Source organism: Mesorhizobium sp. M0145 (genome assembly GCF_040322355.1).
GTDB lineage: Bacteria > Pseudomonadota > Alphaproteobacteria > Rhizobiales > Rhizobiaceae > Mesorhizobium.
This window is the reverse complement of record NZ_JAMYTK010000007.1, coordinates 239069-254410: the sequence shown is the minus strand read 5'-3', so window position 1 is coordinate 254410 and position 15342 is coordinate 239069. Positions and strand designations below refer to the sequence as shown.

Annotated in this window: 17 protein-coding genes and 2 pseudogenes; 6 read left to right on the top strand and 13 right to left on the bottom strand. The window is 62.7% G+C overall.

What is annotated here, in order from left to right; all coding sequences use genetic code 11:
- Positions 1-663: 663 nt before the first annotated feature.
- On the top strand, positions 664-1821 hold the full coding sequence (locus tag NKJ28_RS14275) for a sulfite oxidase (protein WP_352636079.1): 1158 nt from the start codon (positions 664-666) through the stop codon (positions 1819-1821).
- A 189-nt stretch (positions 1822-2010) separates the two neighbouring features.
- On the opposite strand, the gene NKJ28_RS14270 is transcribed toward NKJ28_RS14275, so the two are convergent.
- Together NKJ28_RS14270 and NKJ28_RS14265 are read right to left on the bottom strand one after the other, a co-directional pair.
- A complete protein-coding gene (locus NKJ28_RS14270) occupies positions 2011-2922 on the bottom strand; it encodes a sigma-70 family RNA polymerase sigma factor (RefSeq protein WP_352636077.1) in 912 nt (303 codons plus the stop codon).
- Between the two features lie 8 nt (positions 2923-2930).
- Complete coding sequence (locus NKJ28_RS14265; RefSeq protein WP_352569167.1) at positions 2931-3242, bottom strand: hypothetical protein; 312 nt, start codon at positions 3240-3242, stop codon at positions 2931-2933.
- Between the two features lie 144 nt (positions 3243-3386).
- Between NKJ28_RS14265 and NKJ28_RS14260 the strand changes: the two genes are divergently transcribed.
- Complete coding sequence (locus NKJ28_RS14260; RefSeq protein WP_352569166.1) at positions 3387-3752, top strand: VOC family protein; 366 nt, start codon at positions 3387-3389, stop codon at positions 3750-3752.
- 229 nt (positions 3753-3981) lie between these two features.
- Entirely contained in the window at positions 3982-4206 is a 225-nt protein-coding gene (locus tag NKJ28_RS14255; RefSeq protein WP_031213090.1) for a hypothetical protein, read from the top strand.
- 24 nt (positions 4207-4230) lie between these two features.
- Here NKJ28_RS14255 and NKJ28_RS32995 read toward each other — a convergent pair.
- The 7 genes and pseudogenes from NKJ28_RS32995 to NKJ28_RS14215 form a co-directional block, all read right to left on the bottom strand.
- Positions 4231-5453, bottom strand: a pseudogene (locus NKJ28_RS32995) (MFS transporter).
- Positions 5450-6826 (bottom strand): NAD(P)-binding domain-containing protein, encoded by a 1377-nt coding sequence (locus NKJ28_RS14240; protein ID WP_502896712.1) that lies wholly within the window; start codon positions 6824-6826, stop codon positions 5450-5452. The pseudogene NKJ28_RS32995 and the gene NKJ28_RS14240 overlap by 4 nt, the downstream one beginning before the upstream one ends.
- A gap of 50 nt (positions 6827-6876) precedes the next feature.
- Positions 6877-7209: an ArsR/SmtB family transcription factor gene (locus NKJ28_RS14235; RefSeq protein WP_023680363.1), complete on the bottom strand. Its 333-nt coding sequence runs from the start codon at positions 7207-7209 to the stop codon at positions 6877-6879.
- A gap of 69 nt (positions 7210-7278) precedes the next feature.
- Entirely contained in the window at positions 7279-7701 is a 423-nt protein-coding gene (gene arsC / locus NKJ28_RS14230) for an arsenate reductase (glutaredoxin) (RefSeq protein WP_352636071.1), read from the bottom strand.
- Positions 7698-8390 (bottom strand): aquaporin, encoded by a 693-nt coding sequence (locus NKJ28_RS14225; RefSeq protein ID WP_352636069.1) that lies wholly within the window; start codon positions 8388-8390, stop codon positions 7698-7700. Before NKJ28_RS14225 ends, arsC begins: the two co-directional genes overlap by 4 nt.
- Positions 8391-8394: 4 nt before the next feature.
- Positions 8395-8727, bottom strand: coding sequence for an ArsR/SmtB family transcription factor (locus NKJ28_RS14220; protein WP_352636067.1), 333 nt, complete (start codon positions 8725-8727; stop codon positions 8395-8397).
- Between the two features lie 373 nt (positions 8728-9100).
- Entirely contained in the window at positions 9101-9724 is a 624-nt protein-coding gene (locus tag NKJ28_RS14215) for an NAD(P)H-dependent oxidoreductase (RefSeq protein ID WP_352636065.1), read from the bottom strand.
- A gap of 264 nt (positions 9725-9988) precedes the next feature.
- On the opposite strand from NKJ28_RS14215, the gene NKJ28_RS14210 reads away from it, so the two are divergent.
- On the top strand, positions 9989-10732 hold the full coding sequence (locus NKJ28_RS14210) for an SDR family oxidoreductase (RefSeq protein WP_352636063.1): 744 nt from the start codon (positions 9989-9991) through the stop codon (positions 10730-10732).
- Between the two features lie 46 nt (positions 10733-10778).
- Here the strand turns inward: NKJ28_RS14210 and NKJ28_RS14205 are convergent, their stop codons facing one another.
- Positions 10779-11369, bottom strand: a complete 591-nt coding sequence (locus NKJ28_RS14205; RefSeq protein ID WP_352569159.1) for a DUF922 domain-containing Zn-dependent protease — start codon at positions 11367-11369, stop codon at positions 10779-10781.
- A 115-nt stretch (positions 11370-11484) separates the two neighbouring features.
- On the opposite strand from NKJ28_RS14205, the gene NKJ28_RS14200 reads away from it, so the two are divergent.
- Positions 11485-12249, top strand: a complete 765-nt coding sequence (locus NKJ28_RS14200) for a pseudouridine synthase (protein ID WP_352569158.1) — start codon at positions 11485-11487, stop codon at positions 12247-12249.
- Between the two features lie 154 nt (positions 12250-12403).
- Here the strand turns inward: NKJ28_RS14200 and NKJ28_RS14195 are convergent, their stop codons facing one another.
- The 3 genes from NKJ28_RS14195 to NKJ28_RS14185 are packed head-to-tail and all read right to left on the bottom strand — an operon-like array spanning position 12404 to position 14961.
- A complete protein-coding gene (locus NKJ28_RS14195) occupies positions 12404-13123 on the bottom strand; it encodes a hypothetical protein (protein ID WP_352636060.1) in 720 nt (239 codons plus the stop codon).
- Between the two features lie 10 nt (positions 13124-13133).
- Positions 13134-14462, bottom strand: coding sequence for a tetratricopeptide repeat protein (locus NKJ28_RS14190; RefSeq protein ID WP_023680353.1), 1329 nt, complete (start codon positions 14460-14462; stop codon positions 13134-13136).
- Entirely contained in the window at positions 14452-14961 is a 510-nt protein-coding gene (locus NKJ28_RS14185) for a hypothetical protein (RefSeq protein WP_245274855.1), read from the bottom strand. The genes NKJ28_RS14190 and NKJ28_RS14185 overlap by 11 nt, the downstream gene beginning before the upstream one ends.
- 140 nt (positions 14962-15101) lie before the next feature.
- On the opposite strand from NKJ28_RS14185, the pseudogene NKJ28_RS14180 reads away from it, so the two are divergent.
- Positions 15102-15296 (top strand): annotated as a pseudogene (locus tag NKJ28_RS14180) (pseudouridine synthase); the annotation flags it as partial.
- Positions 15297-15342 lie beyond the last annotated feature (46 nt).

Sequence of the window (15342 nt, the reverse complement as noted above, 5' to 3'; positions counted from 1 at the left end):
CTCCGCTAAACACGGGGGCTGCGCGGCGGACACGCCGACGTCACCGCAATGCCACGCCATTTTGCAGAACTTGACGCACACAACTGTTGGCGAATGGTTCACGTGTGAATGATCTGCCGCGCCCAAGCCAGGCGGCCTGGTTGCTGGCCACCTCGTAATGCAGACTGGTTTTGATGTGCCGCCCGGGCCCGCCCTCCACCTGCAAATGCGACATTCGAGGCAGCCCTGGTCGTCAGACCAAAAGCGTTGCGCCGCCCCAAGCGATCAGGGCGGTGCCGGCCGCACGGCCAACCCACGGGCCGGCAGGAAACACCGGTTCGACGAGAACCCACGAAGGTCCCGAAATGACCCAGAAGCGGGCGTTCGGCAGCGATCCGAGCAGCAACCATTTTGGCAGGACAGGAAATCGGCATGGAATGCTGCAATCATCATCATGTCCCGTCCAAGTTGTGGACAGTTCCTTCTCAAAGGCGCACTCTTAGCGTGCGAAACGCGAGCTGGCGTTTCGTGCAACGCTTCACATGCTTGACTTGCGTCGGTGATTGTCTGACCTACCCGGATACTTCCGGGTGGGCAGACCTCACATTGTGTCGCCTATCCGTGATCAGGCTACGGCCTAAGGCACGTTGCAGCCCGTTCCGGATCAACTGGGAGGTAAACAACATGCCTGATTTTCAGCGCAGAGAACTTCTTGTTCAAGGAAGCGCGGCTCTTGCCGCAATTGCTGCTCTCTATACCTCGCGCCGGGCTTACGCTTTTCCAACACGGCCGAACGAGGAAGTTATTCCATGGCTGGATCAGCCGACCGAAAATCCCGATCCGGAGGGTATCCAGAAGCAGCTTGTCTGGGAGGATTTGGATAGCTGGATAACGCCAAACGACAAGTTCTTCAGCATCTCCCATTTCAACCGACCAACGATCGACGAGAAGACATGGTCGATGGAGATCGGAGGCCTGGTTAAGAAGCCCCTGGAGTTAACGCTCGCCGACATCAGGGCGCGACCGCGGCAGGAGGTCGTTTTCACAGTGGAATGCTCGGGCAACCACGGGTTCCCCTTTTTCACCGGGGGCATCGGCAATGCTCGCTGGGCAGGGACGCCGCTCGCCCCGATCCTCGAGGAAGCCGGCGTTCTGGAGAAGGGCATCGAGGTCGTCTTTTTCGGTACCGACACAGGCGAGATCCCGATACGCGACGTCAAGATGCAGCAGAACTTCGCTCGCAGCATGTCGCTCGCCGACGCGATGAACCCCGACAATCTCCTCTGCTATGAAATGAACGGGGCCGCCTTGCCGGCGCCCAATGGCTTCCCGGTACGGCTCATTGCGCCAGGCTGGTACGGGATCGCCAACGTCAAGTGGCTAAAGCGCATCGAGGTTCGCGATACGCGGTTCATGAGCCTTCTGATGGCCCGTGACTATGTCACCATCCGGGAGGAGGACCACAACGGCGAGACCGTATGGGCCGAGACGTCAGTCGGGCGAGCGCTGATAAAGTCCGCGCCTGCGAAGGTTACCCGGAAAGATTCAGATTACCGCATCGTTGGGGCAGCCTGGGGGGCGCCGATCGACCGGGTCGAAGTGCAAATCGATCAAGGGCCTTGGACACCAGCGACCATTGACCACAGTGAGGAGGCCGAACACGCTTGGAAAATATGGTCCCTGGCTTGGGCAAATCCCTCTCCTGGAGAACACACGGTGACCTCGCGCGCGGTCGGCACCACAGGACAAATTCAACCGGCGATGGACGATCCCTTGATAGCCAAGAAACACACATACTGGGAAAGCAATGGCCAGGTGACGCGCCGCGTGCGTATCGGCTAGAGGATTTTGCCGCCAAATGGAGTCATTTGGCGTCCGCATAAATGCGGCAAAACAGATAGTTAGAGCGAGTTACCGGTTCCAAGAGAACCGGAACCGCTCTAAGAACGTGCTGCCATGTGGCAATTGCGTTTGGGTCACCCAAGGAGGAGGCTGCCTGATCGCCATCTCCGCACCATTCCAGCCTTCTACTCACCCGTCCACCGTTTCAATCTCCGCGTCGACCAGACACCAGGGCGCATAGCGGAAATCGCGGATCTGGATGACCTGATCGTCCCTCCATTCGACCAGCATGAAGCCGCGCACAGCGCCGTCGGCCGCCTGCGGGTCGCGGATGAGGATCGCCGGCCTGCCGTCGACCACGCCGAGCGACAATGTCCAGTCGCTGATACGGTCGTAATTGCCGAAATAGGTCGAAACCTCGGCCTTGCCGCGCAGGCGGACGCGGTTGACGACGTCGAGCCGCACGTCCTCGGCGATCAGTGCCCGCACAGCGTCGAAGTCGCGCGCGTTGAACAGGTCGACATAGCGCCGCAGCCGGCGCTCGTCATCGGCGTCGAGCCTCGGCGCGAGCGCCTGCTCGGGCTGCAGCGCCAGCAGCTTGAGCTGCGCCCGCCCGCGATGCAGCGCGGCCTTGGTGGCGGCGAGCGTCGCGCCGGTCACTTCGCAGGTCTCATGCAGGCTGAGGCCGAGCACGTCGACCAGGATCACAGCGCTGCGCTGCGGCACCGAAAGCTGCATGAAGGAGCGCAGGCTGGTCTGGGCGGCGAGCCGGCTGTCGGCGCTGCCGGAGGGATCCTCGATGACGCTCATGTCGGCCTCGGTCATGCGCGACCTTTCCCGATTGCGCCGCCGCAGATGATCCTGCGCGGCATTGTGGGCGATGCGAAACAGCCATTGCTCGGGACGTTCGACGATCGCACCGCCGTCGATCGCCTGCAGCGCCTTGATCAGCACCTCCTGGACGATGTCCTCGCCGTCGATCACCGAGCCGGCCATACGCGCGCAGTAGCGATGCAGCCTTGGCCGCAACCCGACGAGCATCACCTCCAAAGTCGCCCTGTTCATTTTCGGCGTAGCGTCCCATTTCTGCGCGAGCGGCATGGCAGGCGCTACCCGGCTTTCTGATCCGCCAGCATACGGTAATTGCCGATGACTTTGACAGGCGATCGCAATGCCGGGGTCGAACGGCGCTCGGCGTGGTTTTCCGTAAACGCCTTGAAGGCCGCAAGCCCGGTCAGCGCCGACGAATCGCCGTCCTGGCCGACGATGTGGACGAACGAGCCGTCGTCCAGCTCGAGCACGAGATAACACACCGTCGGCGGTGCCGCCTCGCCCAGCGCTTCAAATACTTTTTCGACCAGCACGCGGTTATCTTCCAGGTCGGCTTGCTTCACACCGTATCGAATGAGCGCGTAGTTCATCGTCGTCTCCTGACTGGTTGGTATGAACGAAGGACGACCGGCTGCGCTGAAAAGATTCTCCTTGCCGAAGAATCTTTTCGGTTGCCCGCATCGTCTTTCCCGCGTGGGCGGCTGCGCGGCAGCCGTCAAGCAGGAGAGACGATCATGCATATCCAGTTTGCCGAGCTTCCGGTGTTCGAGCAGGACCGCGCCAAGGCGTTCTACACCAGGCATCTCGCCTGCCAGGTCATGGCCGACCAGAAAATGGGTGATGGCGGCTGGCGCTGGATCGAGCTGGCATTTCCGCATGCCGTGACGAACCTGCATTTTGTCAGGCGCGCCGACGACGCACCCGGCGCGGAGCCGGTATTGGTGCTGGTCGACGAAAATGTCGGGGCAATGATCGCGGCCATGAAAGCGGGCGGCGTCGAGATCGTCACCGAAGCGCATGAGGCGCCGTGGCAGCCGGGGCGCACGGTGGCGGAGTTTCGCGACAGCGAAGGCAACCGCATGGTCCTCGCCAGCCGATAAGGCACCGGAGCCCTCTGTCCGGCGGGGCGTCGTACCTAAGTCCTACCTCCGGCCGGACCATCGGCCGTACTTCCTTCGTATTATTATTTCGTGACCTCTGCGCGCCGGAACCTTCCCTTGCATCGGGCGTTCGGGCGCTGTATCGCGATGCCTCATATTTAGGCAGGCGGAGGAAATACGAATAGGGCGGGTGGCAAAACAAACATGGGCCGGGGAGGAGCATCTTACCATGTCGAACCGTAAAATCGGAATGTCCCACAGTTTGGGGCTGCGCGTCGCTGACCTCAAATCCAGAATGCAAAGTGCCCAGATTACCGAGCATGAGATCAAGACATTTCAAAAGGTTGCGGCCATTATGGGCGGCGCCAAAGGCTCACTGCGCCTCGATGCGGACGATCTGATCGCCGCGTCCTTCCTTGTCGATCCCTTGGAAGATCTCCCGCTCTCCAGTTGAAGGCGCTGAACGCAGGTCGAAATCCTATCGGGTTTGAACCTGCGATTGCCGCCGGCGGAGCATCCGCCAGCCCAAACCGCATGCGAGGATGACGTTGGCCAGCGCCAGACCGGAAAGCGCGGCCAACGTCCCGTGCGGGCCGAAGCGCTCCAGCAGCAATGCGCCGGCCGAGGGTGCCGCCGCCTGGGCGATCAGGCTCGGCATGGCGAGGCGGCCCATCAGCTTCGCATAGCCGTTCGAGCCGAACAGCGCGAGCGGCAGCGTTCCCCGGGCGATGGATTCGAGGCCGATGCCCGCGCCGTAGAAGCCGAGCGCCAGCGGGATGATCGGCATGCCGGCCCAGAGCGTCGAAACGCCGATCGCCACAAACGTAACCGAGGCAAACTTGGTGAAAATCGGATGGTGGTAGCGCGCGATCATCATCTCGATCGCGCGGGCCGCCACCTGGGACGGGCCAACCAGCACGCCGAGCCCGACGGCTGCGGCAAGCGCCATGCCGCTGCCTTGCAGGATGGTGAGCAGATGCACCGACAGCGTCGAGGAGATCACAGCCGCAAGTGTCAGGGTCGCGGCCAGAACGATCACGATCGACGGATCGGCTTGGTTGTCGAGAATGGGTGCCGCCTCCTTCAATCCTGGTTTGACTGCCGGTTGCGGCGGCTCCCGGGGCAGGATCACCAGATAGAGCGGAAGCGCAATTGCCAGCTGAAAGGCGGCGTAGACCAGGCAGGTGCCGCGCCAGCCGACCTCCCCCAGCAGCAAGGCTGAGATCGGCCAGCAGATGGTGCTCGCAAGGCCGCCGAACAGCGTCAGCATGGTGATGGCGGAGCGCGCGCCGTGGCCATAGTGGCGGCCAAGCGTTGCGAAAGCGGCATCGTAGAGCCCCGCCCCCATGCCCAGGCCGACGATCAGCCAGGCAGCGATATAGGCCACAAGGTTGGGGGCAACGGCCAGCCCAACCTGGCCGACCCGATGCATCCAGCGCTGAACGCCAGGACATTGCGGCCGCCACGCCGCTCGATCGACGACCCGACGCGCGGAGAGATCAATCCGGCCACAAGCAAGCCAAGGGACAGGCCGCCGACAACCCATGCCAGCGGCCAGCCGGTATCGGAGGAGACTGCCGGCGCGATGACCGCGGGAAGATAGTAGGAAGAACCCCACGCCATGATCTGCGTCAGGCCAAGCGCGGTGATGATCGCGCCGCGGCTGCGCAGGATGGCCGGCGAAGGCGGCGAAAGACTCATGCCGCGACGCTGCAGCCACAGCCGCCTTTGCCGACCGCCTTCGCCTTGGCGTCGGCGACACAGCACGCATCCACCGCTGCCGGCGCCGGACCGCCGCAGCACCCCTTGTCGGCCACGCCGATCCGCGGCACGGTGCAGACGCCGGTCTCGGGCAGCACGAGCTGGACATTGTCGGCCGCCACCATGTCGCCGGCGATCGCCGCCGCGACCGAGCGGACCTGCTCATAACCGGTCAGCAGCAGGAAGGTCGGCGCGCGGCCATAACTCTTGATGCCGACTGTGTAGAACCCGTGCTCGGGATGGCTGAGCTCACGGTGGCCGTGCGGCGGCACGTCGCCGCAGGAGTGCTCGTTGGGATCGATCAACGGTCCCAGTGCCTTGACGCTTTCCAGCCATGGATCGAGCTCGAGCCGAAGCTCACGGGTCAGCGACAGATCCGGGCGTTGTCCGGTCGCGGCGATGATGCGGTCGACCGGGCCAAGCGCCTGCAAACCGTCCCTGGTCTGGCCTTCGACGACCAGCCGGCCGTTGGCATCGCGGATCGAAACAGCCGCAAAGCCCGTCACCAGCCTGACGCCGCCGCTCTCGGCGAGTTCGCGCACTTCGGCGCCGAGTTCGCCGCGTGCCGGCAATTGGTCGGCATCACCGCCACCATAGATGCGCACCAGGTCGGTGCCGCGCGTCGTCCAGATGAAAGCCGTGCCGGGCTCCACCTCCGCCAGCCTGGCGAGATCCAGCAAGGCATTGGCGGCCGAATGGCCGGAGCCGGCGACCAGCGTCGTCTTCCCCGCATAAAGGCTGCGGTCGCGGCCGAGAATATCGGGGATGCCGTAGGCTATGCGGTCGGCAAATTGCGCTTCGCCTACGGCATGAATTCCGCCGGCGCCGAGCGGGTTCGGCATCTGCCAGGTTCCCGACGCATCTATGACGGCGCGGGCGCTGTCGCGCCGCGTGCCGCTGGCGGTTTCGACCACCAGCATGAACGGCCGGGTTTCGCGTTCCTTGCTCGAGACCTTGTCGGCGCCCCAGCGCGAAATGCCAACGACGCGGGCGCCGGTTTCGATCGACGGCGACAATTGCGGAAGCTTTGCCAGCGGCTCGAGATAATCCGCGACGAGGTCGTTTGCGGTCGGGAATGCCTCGGGCTCCGGCATCCGCCAGCCATGCACCTCGAGCAGGTTTCTAGCCACCTGATCGACGCAATAGCGCCAGGGCGTGAACACCCGGACATGGCCCCAATCCCTGAGATTGGATGCAACCGCATTGCCGGCTTCGTAGACTTTGACAGGAATGCCCCGCGCGATGAGGTGGACCGCTGCCGCCAGGCCGACCGGCCCGGCGCCGATCACCGCAACGGGGAGCTTTTCGATCATCTCCATATCTTCTATCCTTCCGGTAGTTTCGAATTATACTGCCAAAAAAATCACGCCGCCGTCTTGGCCGTCGCTTCCGCCGATGCCGGCGCACAGGTGGCGTCGGCGCAGCATTCGTCTGCGAGGTATCCGATGAGCCCGTTCATGGCGGGATAGTTGGCCCGGCAGATCAGCGTCGTCGCCTGGCGCTCCTGTGTCACCAGGCCGGTGTCGACCAGCCGCTTTAGGTGATGCGACAGCGTCGAGGCGGCGATGCCGAGCCTGTCCTGGACGCGTCCGACCGGCAGCCCCTCATCGCCCGCCCGCACCAGCGTCCGATAGAGCTGCAACCGCGTCGGGCTGCCGAGGGCTTCAAGTTGCGAGGCTGCTTTTTCGAGTTTCATGGAAATAAGCTATTTCCAGAATCGCTGCACGTCAAGAGAATTTCGACAAAGATCGAAATAAGGCGATATCTAGACGACGCGCTTGCCGCTGGCGTCGATGACCACCTCGCCGTCCTCCTTGGTGAACGGTCCGATATCCGGATTGGGCAGGATATCGAGCACGGCTTCGGAGGGTCGGGCGAGCATGGTGCCGAGCGGCGTCACCACGATCGGCCGGCTGATCAGGATCGGATGCGCCAGCATGAAATCGAGGATCTCGTCGTCGCTCCACTGCGGCTCGCCCAGACCAAGTTCGGCATAGGGCGTGCCCTTTTCGCGCAGCAATTGGCGCGGCGTCATGCCCATTGCTGCGATCAGCTCGACGAGCTTTTCGCGCGACGGCGGATTTTTCAGATATTCGACCACCTCAGGCTCCTCGCCGGACTGCCTGATCATGGCCAGTGTGTTGCGCGAGGTGCCGCAATCGGGGTTGTGATAGATGGTGATGGTCATTGCGCAGCTTTCATCCGTCCGGCTGGTTTCGGTTGGGCGAGCAGCCACCCTGCCAATGCCATGGCGAGCAACGCGCCCAAAAGTTCGGCGCCGATGAAGCCCGGCAGATCGGCGGGGCGGATCCCGGCAAAAGTGTTGGAGAACGCACGGGCGATGGCGACGGCCGGATTGGCGAAGGATGTCGATGCGGTGAACCAGTAGGCGGCGGTGATATAGAGCCCGACCAGCCAGGGGATCGAATCCGGACGGGAACGCAGGCCGGCGAGGATGGTGAAGACCAGCCCGAAGGCGGCGACCAGCTCCGCAATCCATTGCCCGCTTCCGGTCCGCACCGTCGCCGACACTTGCAGGATCGGCAATTCGAACATTGCATGCGCCAGGAATGTTCCAGCGATGCCTCCGGCAATCTGGGCGGCGACGTAAACCAGCGCTGCGTTCGTTTCGATCTCGCGTCGAAGCGCCAATACCAGCGTCACCGCCGGGTTGAAGTGCGCTCCGGATATCGGCCCGAATATGGTGATGAGCACGACCAGGATCGCCCCGGTCGGCAAGGTGTTGCCGAGCAAGGTGAGTGCGACCTCGTCGGTGAGCTTATCGGCCATGATACCGGAACCGACCACGGTGGCGACCAGAAGAGCCGTGCCGAGGGCTTCGGCAACAAGGCGGCGGGGAAGATTGCCGGAGCTCATCTGGCTAGCAGTTGCAGGTCACAGCCTGGATGACAGGCTGGCAAAGTTCCGGCGCGCCATTGCAGCAATCCTCCATGAGGTAGGCCAGCAGATCGCGAAAGCCGGTCATATCGGCGAAGTAGCGCACGCTGCGGCCCTCCCGCTCGGTCCGCACCAGGCCGGCATGCGACAGTATCTTGAGATGAGCCGATACCGTATTCGGAAATGCAGCGAGCCGCGTGGCGATCTCGCCCGCCGGCACGCCGTCGGCGCCGGCCCGCACCAAAAGGCGAAAAACGTCCAGCCGGGTCTCCTGGCCGAGCGCGGCAAGTGCCGAAAGGGCGAGCGTCTTGTCCATATTTCCAGATTTCCAGAAATGGGGAATAGAGTCAACGCGCGGTGTCGGTGGCGCAATGCAATCGCTCGAGGTTTGAAGTCGCCCTCTGCTCTGAGCGTTGGCGCTGCCCCTCACCTGCCTGCCGGCACCCTCTCCCCGTATAGTGACGGGGAGAGGGGTGCTCTCGTCGCTGCTTTCGCCAATCGCCAGCATTGCGAGAAGGGCGCCGAGGCCGCGGTCAGCCCCTTCTCCCCGTCCCTATACGGGGAGAAGTGCCCGGCAGGGCGATGAGGGGCGGCGCCGACTTCGATAATTGGCCGTCTCCAACACCAACCTGGCGCAATCGCCTGTCCAAAGCGATTGCCCCGCGCCGGCGACGGCCCACCCCGGCTGATCAGCCAGGCACTGTGGCGGCGACCGCATCAGCGCGACCAAGGCCGGCAGCCGCTTTTCTGACCCGCTGCAGATGCGCCTGACGTCCGGCGGCCGAGACGCTGTCCATCCGGTAGAGCGCCAGGAATTTGGTCCGGCACAGCGGATGGCAGACGGAGCGGAAGCCGCGCAGCAGGGTCCGCCGGCCGGGCTGTCCCATGATCCACGACATCAGCGGCGTGGCGCCACATGTGGTCATTGCCATCACCCGGCGTATGTGCCGCAATTTGGGCCGCGGGCCGCGTCGTTCCGTCGGCATCTCGAAAGCGAAGCCCGGCACCAGCACACGCTCCAGCCAGCCTTTCAGCATCGCCGGAAGGCCATACCACCAGGTCGGATAGATGAAGACGACCGCCTCCGCCCAGAGCAGCTCCTGCGCATGTTCGTGCACCGGTTGCAGGTTCGCCGCCTTGTCGTGGTAACCGCGCCATTCCCGCGTGCGCATGACCGGATCGAAGCCGGTCGCATAAAGGTCGAGCAGGTGGACCTGATGGCCGCTTTCGGCAAGCGTCTCCAGCACCGTGTCGCGCACGGCGCCGTTGAAGCTGTCGGTGCAGGGATGGCAATAAACGACGAGGACCTTCATCTTGCGCTCGGTCGCGAGAGTGCATGCAAGCGCGTCGCATGCAAACAAGCCACCCGCAGACGTAGTCGATCAGCTGTTTTCATGTGAAGCCCCGCAGCCCCGGTATCAAGACGCAACAGCTCCGGTCGCGTCAAGGCCCGTTCGTGCGCAGACGTGGGCTTGCTGGGGCCAAAACCTAACAGTGGATTCGGTTTTCGATCAGCATTGTTCCAGAAAGCCTGCGCCCTAGCTTCACGGCGTGTCCAAAGCGTCAGGAGAGAAAACATGCACGCAGGAAAACTGAGCGGCAAGATCGCCTTGGTGACGGGCGCCTCTTCCGGCATCGGCGAGGCCACCGCCTTGGCGCTGGCGGCCGAGGGCGCCACGCTGGTGATTGCCGCGCGGCGCGCCGAGCGCCTGGACGACCTGGCGAGGCGGATCCGTGAAACCGGCAGCGCGGCACTGCCGATTGCCGTCGACGTCACCGACGAAACGCAAGCCACGGCGATGGTCGAGCGGGTCCAGCAGGAGTACGGCCGGCTCGACATGCTGCTTGCGGTTGCCGGCGTCGGCGTCGCCGCGCCGTTCCGCAACACGACGCCGGAAGAATACCGCCGGATGGTCGACGTCAACATCCTGGGCCTGCTTTATCCGATCCATGCAGCACTGCCGTCGATGCAGCGGCAAAGCGCCGGCCACATCGTCGTGGTCTCGTCCGGCACCGGCCGTTACATCCACCCTTCGGTGGTCTATTCCGGCACCAAGCACGCGGTGAGCGCGATGGCGGAATCGCTGCGTCGCGAGATCGGCAAAGATGGCATCCGCGTCACCTGCATCGAGCCCGGCGCCGTCAAGACCGAGTTCACCCAGAATATGCGCGCCGATGTGCGCCAGGCGGTCGAGCAAAGGCTGGGCGACATGGAGCAGCTGGAAAGCGAGGACATCGCCGCCGCCATCCTTTATGCGGTGAGCCAGCCGCCACGGGTCAACGTCAACATCCTGACGCTCTATCCGACCGAGCAGGCGTGAGGGCCGCAAAGGTGGTACCCTGCGCCGCCCCCGCAGCCCTGCAGCATCATCCGCCGATCATCAGCGTGAACACAAGCTGCCGCAACTTGCCGCCCGGGCCGAATTCGACCCGGTCGAAATCGCGGCTCGCCTGCCGTTGTGCCTGCGAGATTCCGGCGAGCCGTCTCGTCACTTCGATCCTGATCTTGCTGCAGCCACGGTCATCGGCGACGGTCAGGCCAATGGTGGCCGCCTCGATCTTGTGCACCATGTCGACGATGCTGGCGCCGTGCACCTTCTCGTGGGCGGCGAGGCCAGCTGCGAAAACCTCCCAGTTCTTCTGGATTGCGCCCGGCAGCCGCGCGGCCGGCTTCGGCAAGGTGTAGGTGATGATCAGCTTCGGCTGCGCCGACACCAGCACGCAGGCGTCGCCTTGCGGCTGGTAGTCCCTCACCCAGGTCAGCTTGAAATTGGTATGCGCGATGACGCGGCGTTCGCCGAGCAGCGGCCCGCGCCCGCCGATCGAGGCGTAGAGCTCCGGCCCGGATTGCCCTGAGATGGCATAGGTCTCGACCTTCTCGACCGCCTGCCAGCCGGCATGCGCCGGCGATGTCGGCAGGAAGGCGAGCAGCAGGCAAAGGCGAATGGCTGTTTTCATGCAAGTCCTCGCAGCCGCTGCGCACGACTCAAACGATATGCAGTTCCCTTCCGTGGACATAGCCGGCGGCCGGCTATAGTGGGATGCTCGTATACAAGAATCCACAGGCAACATCATGTCGCCGCGACCGAACATTGCCCGGCAACGCCCTGCCCCCCGGGCCCAGCCTCCCGGCGTCAGCCTCTGTCGCGCGCTGTCGAAGCTTGGCCTGTGCTCGCGCAAGCAGGCCGAGCTTCTGGTTGCCGAGGGGCGCGTGCGGGTTGCCGGCAAGATCGTGCGCAACGGCTCGATGCGCGTCGATCCCGGCCGCGACCGCATCGAGGTCGACGGCCGCCGCGTCGCCGCCGAGCGCAAGGTCTATCTGATGCTCAACAAGCCGCGCGGGCTGGTCACCACTCGCGACGACCCGCAGGACCGCGGCACCGTCTATGATTGCCTGGCAGGGCTCGACCTGCCTTTCGTCTCGCCGGTCGGCCGCCTCGACAAGGCCAGCGAAGGCCTGCTGTTGATCACTAACGACACGCGCTTCGCGCAGCGCCTGCTCGATCCCGCCTCGCATGTCGCCAAGACCTATCACGTGCAGATCGGCGCGCTGCCCGACGAGGCCATGCTGGCGCGGTTGCGCGCCGGCGCGACAGTCGACGGCGAATTGCTGACGGCCCGCTCGATCGAATTGCTGCGCGGCGGCACCAGCACCGCCTGGCTGGAGATCGTGCTCGACGAGGGCCGCAACCGCCATATCCGCCGGCTGCTCGCCGCCCACGATGTCGAGGTGCTGCGCCTGGTGCGGGTGGCGATCGGCCAATTGCAGCTCGGGGAGCTTGCCAAAGGCAAGGCACGCCATCTGAGCGCGGAAGAGCTGGCGATGCTTCAGGCCTAGCCGGCTGGCGGCGACTCGATAGTCAGGCAGCTGCCAGTCGAAGCCCACGTGACGCAGCAAGCAGCGCGGGCGGACAAGAGTCGCTTTCGACTCCTGGCGGATATTCCTGACCGACCGCTCACACGGGTTCGACCGATATCAATGTCTATCGGTATTACATTCCGTCAGCACACCACAGATCGCAGCCGGCGGCGTTGATTTCCTGCATAAAAATCTCGAGCGATTCTTGGGCAGGCATGGGAAGCTGGCCAACCAACGGGACAAACAAATCGATCAGGGCCTGGCGATGGTCTGGAGAGATGCTCTGCGCGAGATAGGGACCATCTGCTCTCAGCGATTCAACAAGAACTATCTTGTTTCCCTCCTTCAGAGCCGGGTCAGCCAGAAAAATCGAGGCGCCACGAAACATTTTCTCTATGCCTCCTCGAGCTTTGGCTCCGTTGGGGCGCAACATTTCGGCAGCGTTAGGTTGGTGCGCTAGGAAATCATTGAAAGCTATCTGCGAAGCGGCAGCAGCCCGAATCAAAAGCGCGAATGTCTGCGTAGCTTCATCCTGCAGAGGCAATGAGCTATTTTGGCTATAGAGCGCGAGTAGCGACCGACTTCTGTCCATTACGAAAGACAGTGCTACCAGGTCGCCCTCATCGTATGGCGGCGAACCTATCAAAGCCCCGCCGTCCCAAATCTTGTGCAGTAGATCCCGGTCCGTTGGATCTTCAAGATTTGGCAATTTGCCTTCAATCCGGCGCTGCTGCAAAAGTTCATCCAACTTGGCGAACAAATCCTTCGCATAAGCCGAGCCTGTTGGTGGAACATGGGCGTGAGCCCATGTCGAAAATAGGATGGCAAAAATCGACCACACCAAACGTTTCACGGCCGTTCCTTTACTTGACTACCTTCAGAGGGCGACGGCGTTGTGCAATCAAGGCCAAGCGATAATCGATATTGTCAATCGGAGCGCCACACTCCTTTGCTTCGAGCAGAAATTTGCGAGCCTCCTCGAACCGCAGCAAGCGCTTCTCATACAGAACCGCCAACGCCAACCGATGGCACCAGTCTGCTGGCTCCATTTCAATTGCGTGCAGCAAGGCCTTTTCTGACTCGTCGTACCGGTCTGTCAATTCGCGAAGAAAAATACCGTATTGATTATAGGTCCAAGCTGAAACACCCGAGAGTCCGAACACCTTGTCGAACGCCTTTTGAGCCTCTATGGGCGCGTCTGTTTCGAACGCCATCAGAGCGGCCAGATTCTCCCACACCTTAACATAGTCCGGCTTGAGTTTGATCGCGCGCTGATACGCCTTTTTGGCGTCGGCGAAACGGGCCAGATGATGATGATAAACAAAGCCGAGATTGAACCACGACCATGCGTGCTCCGGATCGATTTCAACGCACCGCAGCGCAAGTTTCTCAGCTTCATGGTAGCGGGCGAACCGGCGACGGAGCAGTCCCGACAACTTCCCTGTCGCCCAGCGGTAGCGTGGATCGATTTCTATTGCCCGGCGATAGGCCTTTTCAGCCGACAAATAGTTGCCGATTTCATCGAGCATTAGCCCAAACGATGCCCAGGCGACGCAGGCATCTTCTGTGGTTGCATCGAGGCGGCATTGCTTGAATGACTGATAGGTGGATTCCGCGATCTCCCACGCCGAGTTCCCAAGGCGGTGTGTGTCGGCAACGCAATCCCAGATGATCGCGTTGCGCGGGTGCGCGGCTATTCCCCGTTGCAAGGCGGCCAAAGCCAGCTGCGGCGTTTCCATTTTGTCGCGCAGGAACAAGGCAAGCAGGATATAGTCCCGCCCGGTGTGCACCTCGCCCTCTGCGCGCGTAACGTTCTCGGCACATAAGTCAGGGAGATTGAGCTTCTTGAACTGCTGAGCGAAGAAAAGGCTCGTCTGCGCGCTACGGTGCGTATCGATTTTCCACCGCTCGTAGAAGGCATGGACGCTCGCTTCGCTCAAAGCCATAGTCGGCCCTTCGGCAACTCCGCAAAACCAGACAAAATTGTCGACAAATCGCCAAAGCTGTTCCCTGTCGGATACAGCATCAATTGCCCGCAAGAGAACCGACACCGCGGTGTCCAGGCTGCTTTCCTCGGCCTCCAGTTCGACAAGCCCTGTCCAGGGATCGAGGTTAGCGGGATCACGCTCTATCTTCGCAACCAACGTCTCGCGCGATTCAAATTGAAATGTAAGGGGTTCATCAGTTGTCATTGTCGGAAGAAGCCTTGGCTTTGCCGCACTGGGCCAGCACCTTGCCGATGGCGGCGGATGAGCCGGCAAGCGGAAAGCTGTTCTCGCCATATTTGCCCGAGGCGACCGTGACCTCGCCCTTGGAGCGCAGCAGGGCCAACAGCGGGTCGGTGCTGCTCAATTCCACGGTGAAGGTGTTGTACATTTCTTCGAGTTGAAGCGTCTTGGTCACCGCCTTGCCGCCGGCCTTGAACGCGAACGAAGCGATGCCGGGTTCCAGTTGCGGACCGCTGTCGCCCAAATCATAGCTCAGCGTCGGCTTGCCGAAACAGGCCAGCGTCAGCTGGGCGCCGCCATTCGATCCGCCGCAGACCGACGCCATCAGCACTTTGCCGCCCTCCTCTTCCTCCAGTTTCGCCGTCCAGCCGCACGGCGCGGCAAACGCCGGCTGCGCCGCTTGCAGGACGACCTGAGCGGCGACGCAACCCGCCACGACGAATTTCGCCAATCCGCTTCGCATGATCTTCCCTTCCCAAGTCATCGAACCATCGTCGGCCACGTGGCATCAAGGACTATACAAAACAAATTGTCCCGTGGCATTACCGGCGACACCAGGGCGCTGTAGCAATTCAGGCGATTGATTTTCGATCGAGTGGAAGCGGCACCAGCACCGCCTGGCTGGAGATCGTGCTCGACGAGGGCCGCAACCGCCACATCCGCCGGCTGCTTGGCGCCTACGATATCGAGGTGCTGCGCCTGGTGCGGGTGGCGATCGGGCAATTGCAGCTCGGCGAGCTTGCCAAAGGCAAGGCACGCCATCTGAGCGCGGAAGAGCTGGCGCTACTTCAGGCCTGAAGTGCTGGCTCCAGGGGCCTTCGCACCGAACGGGTGATTGACATTA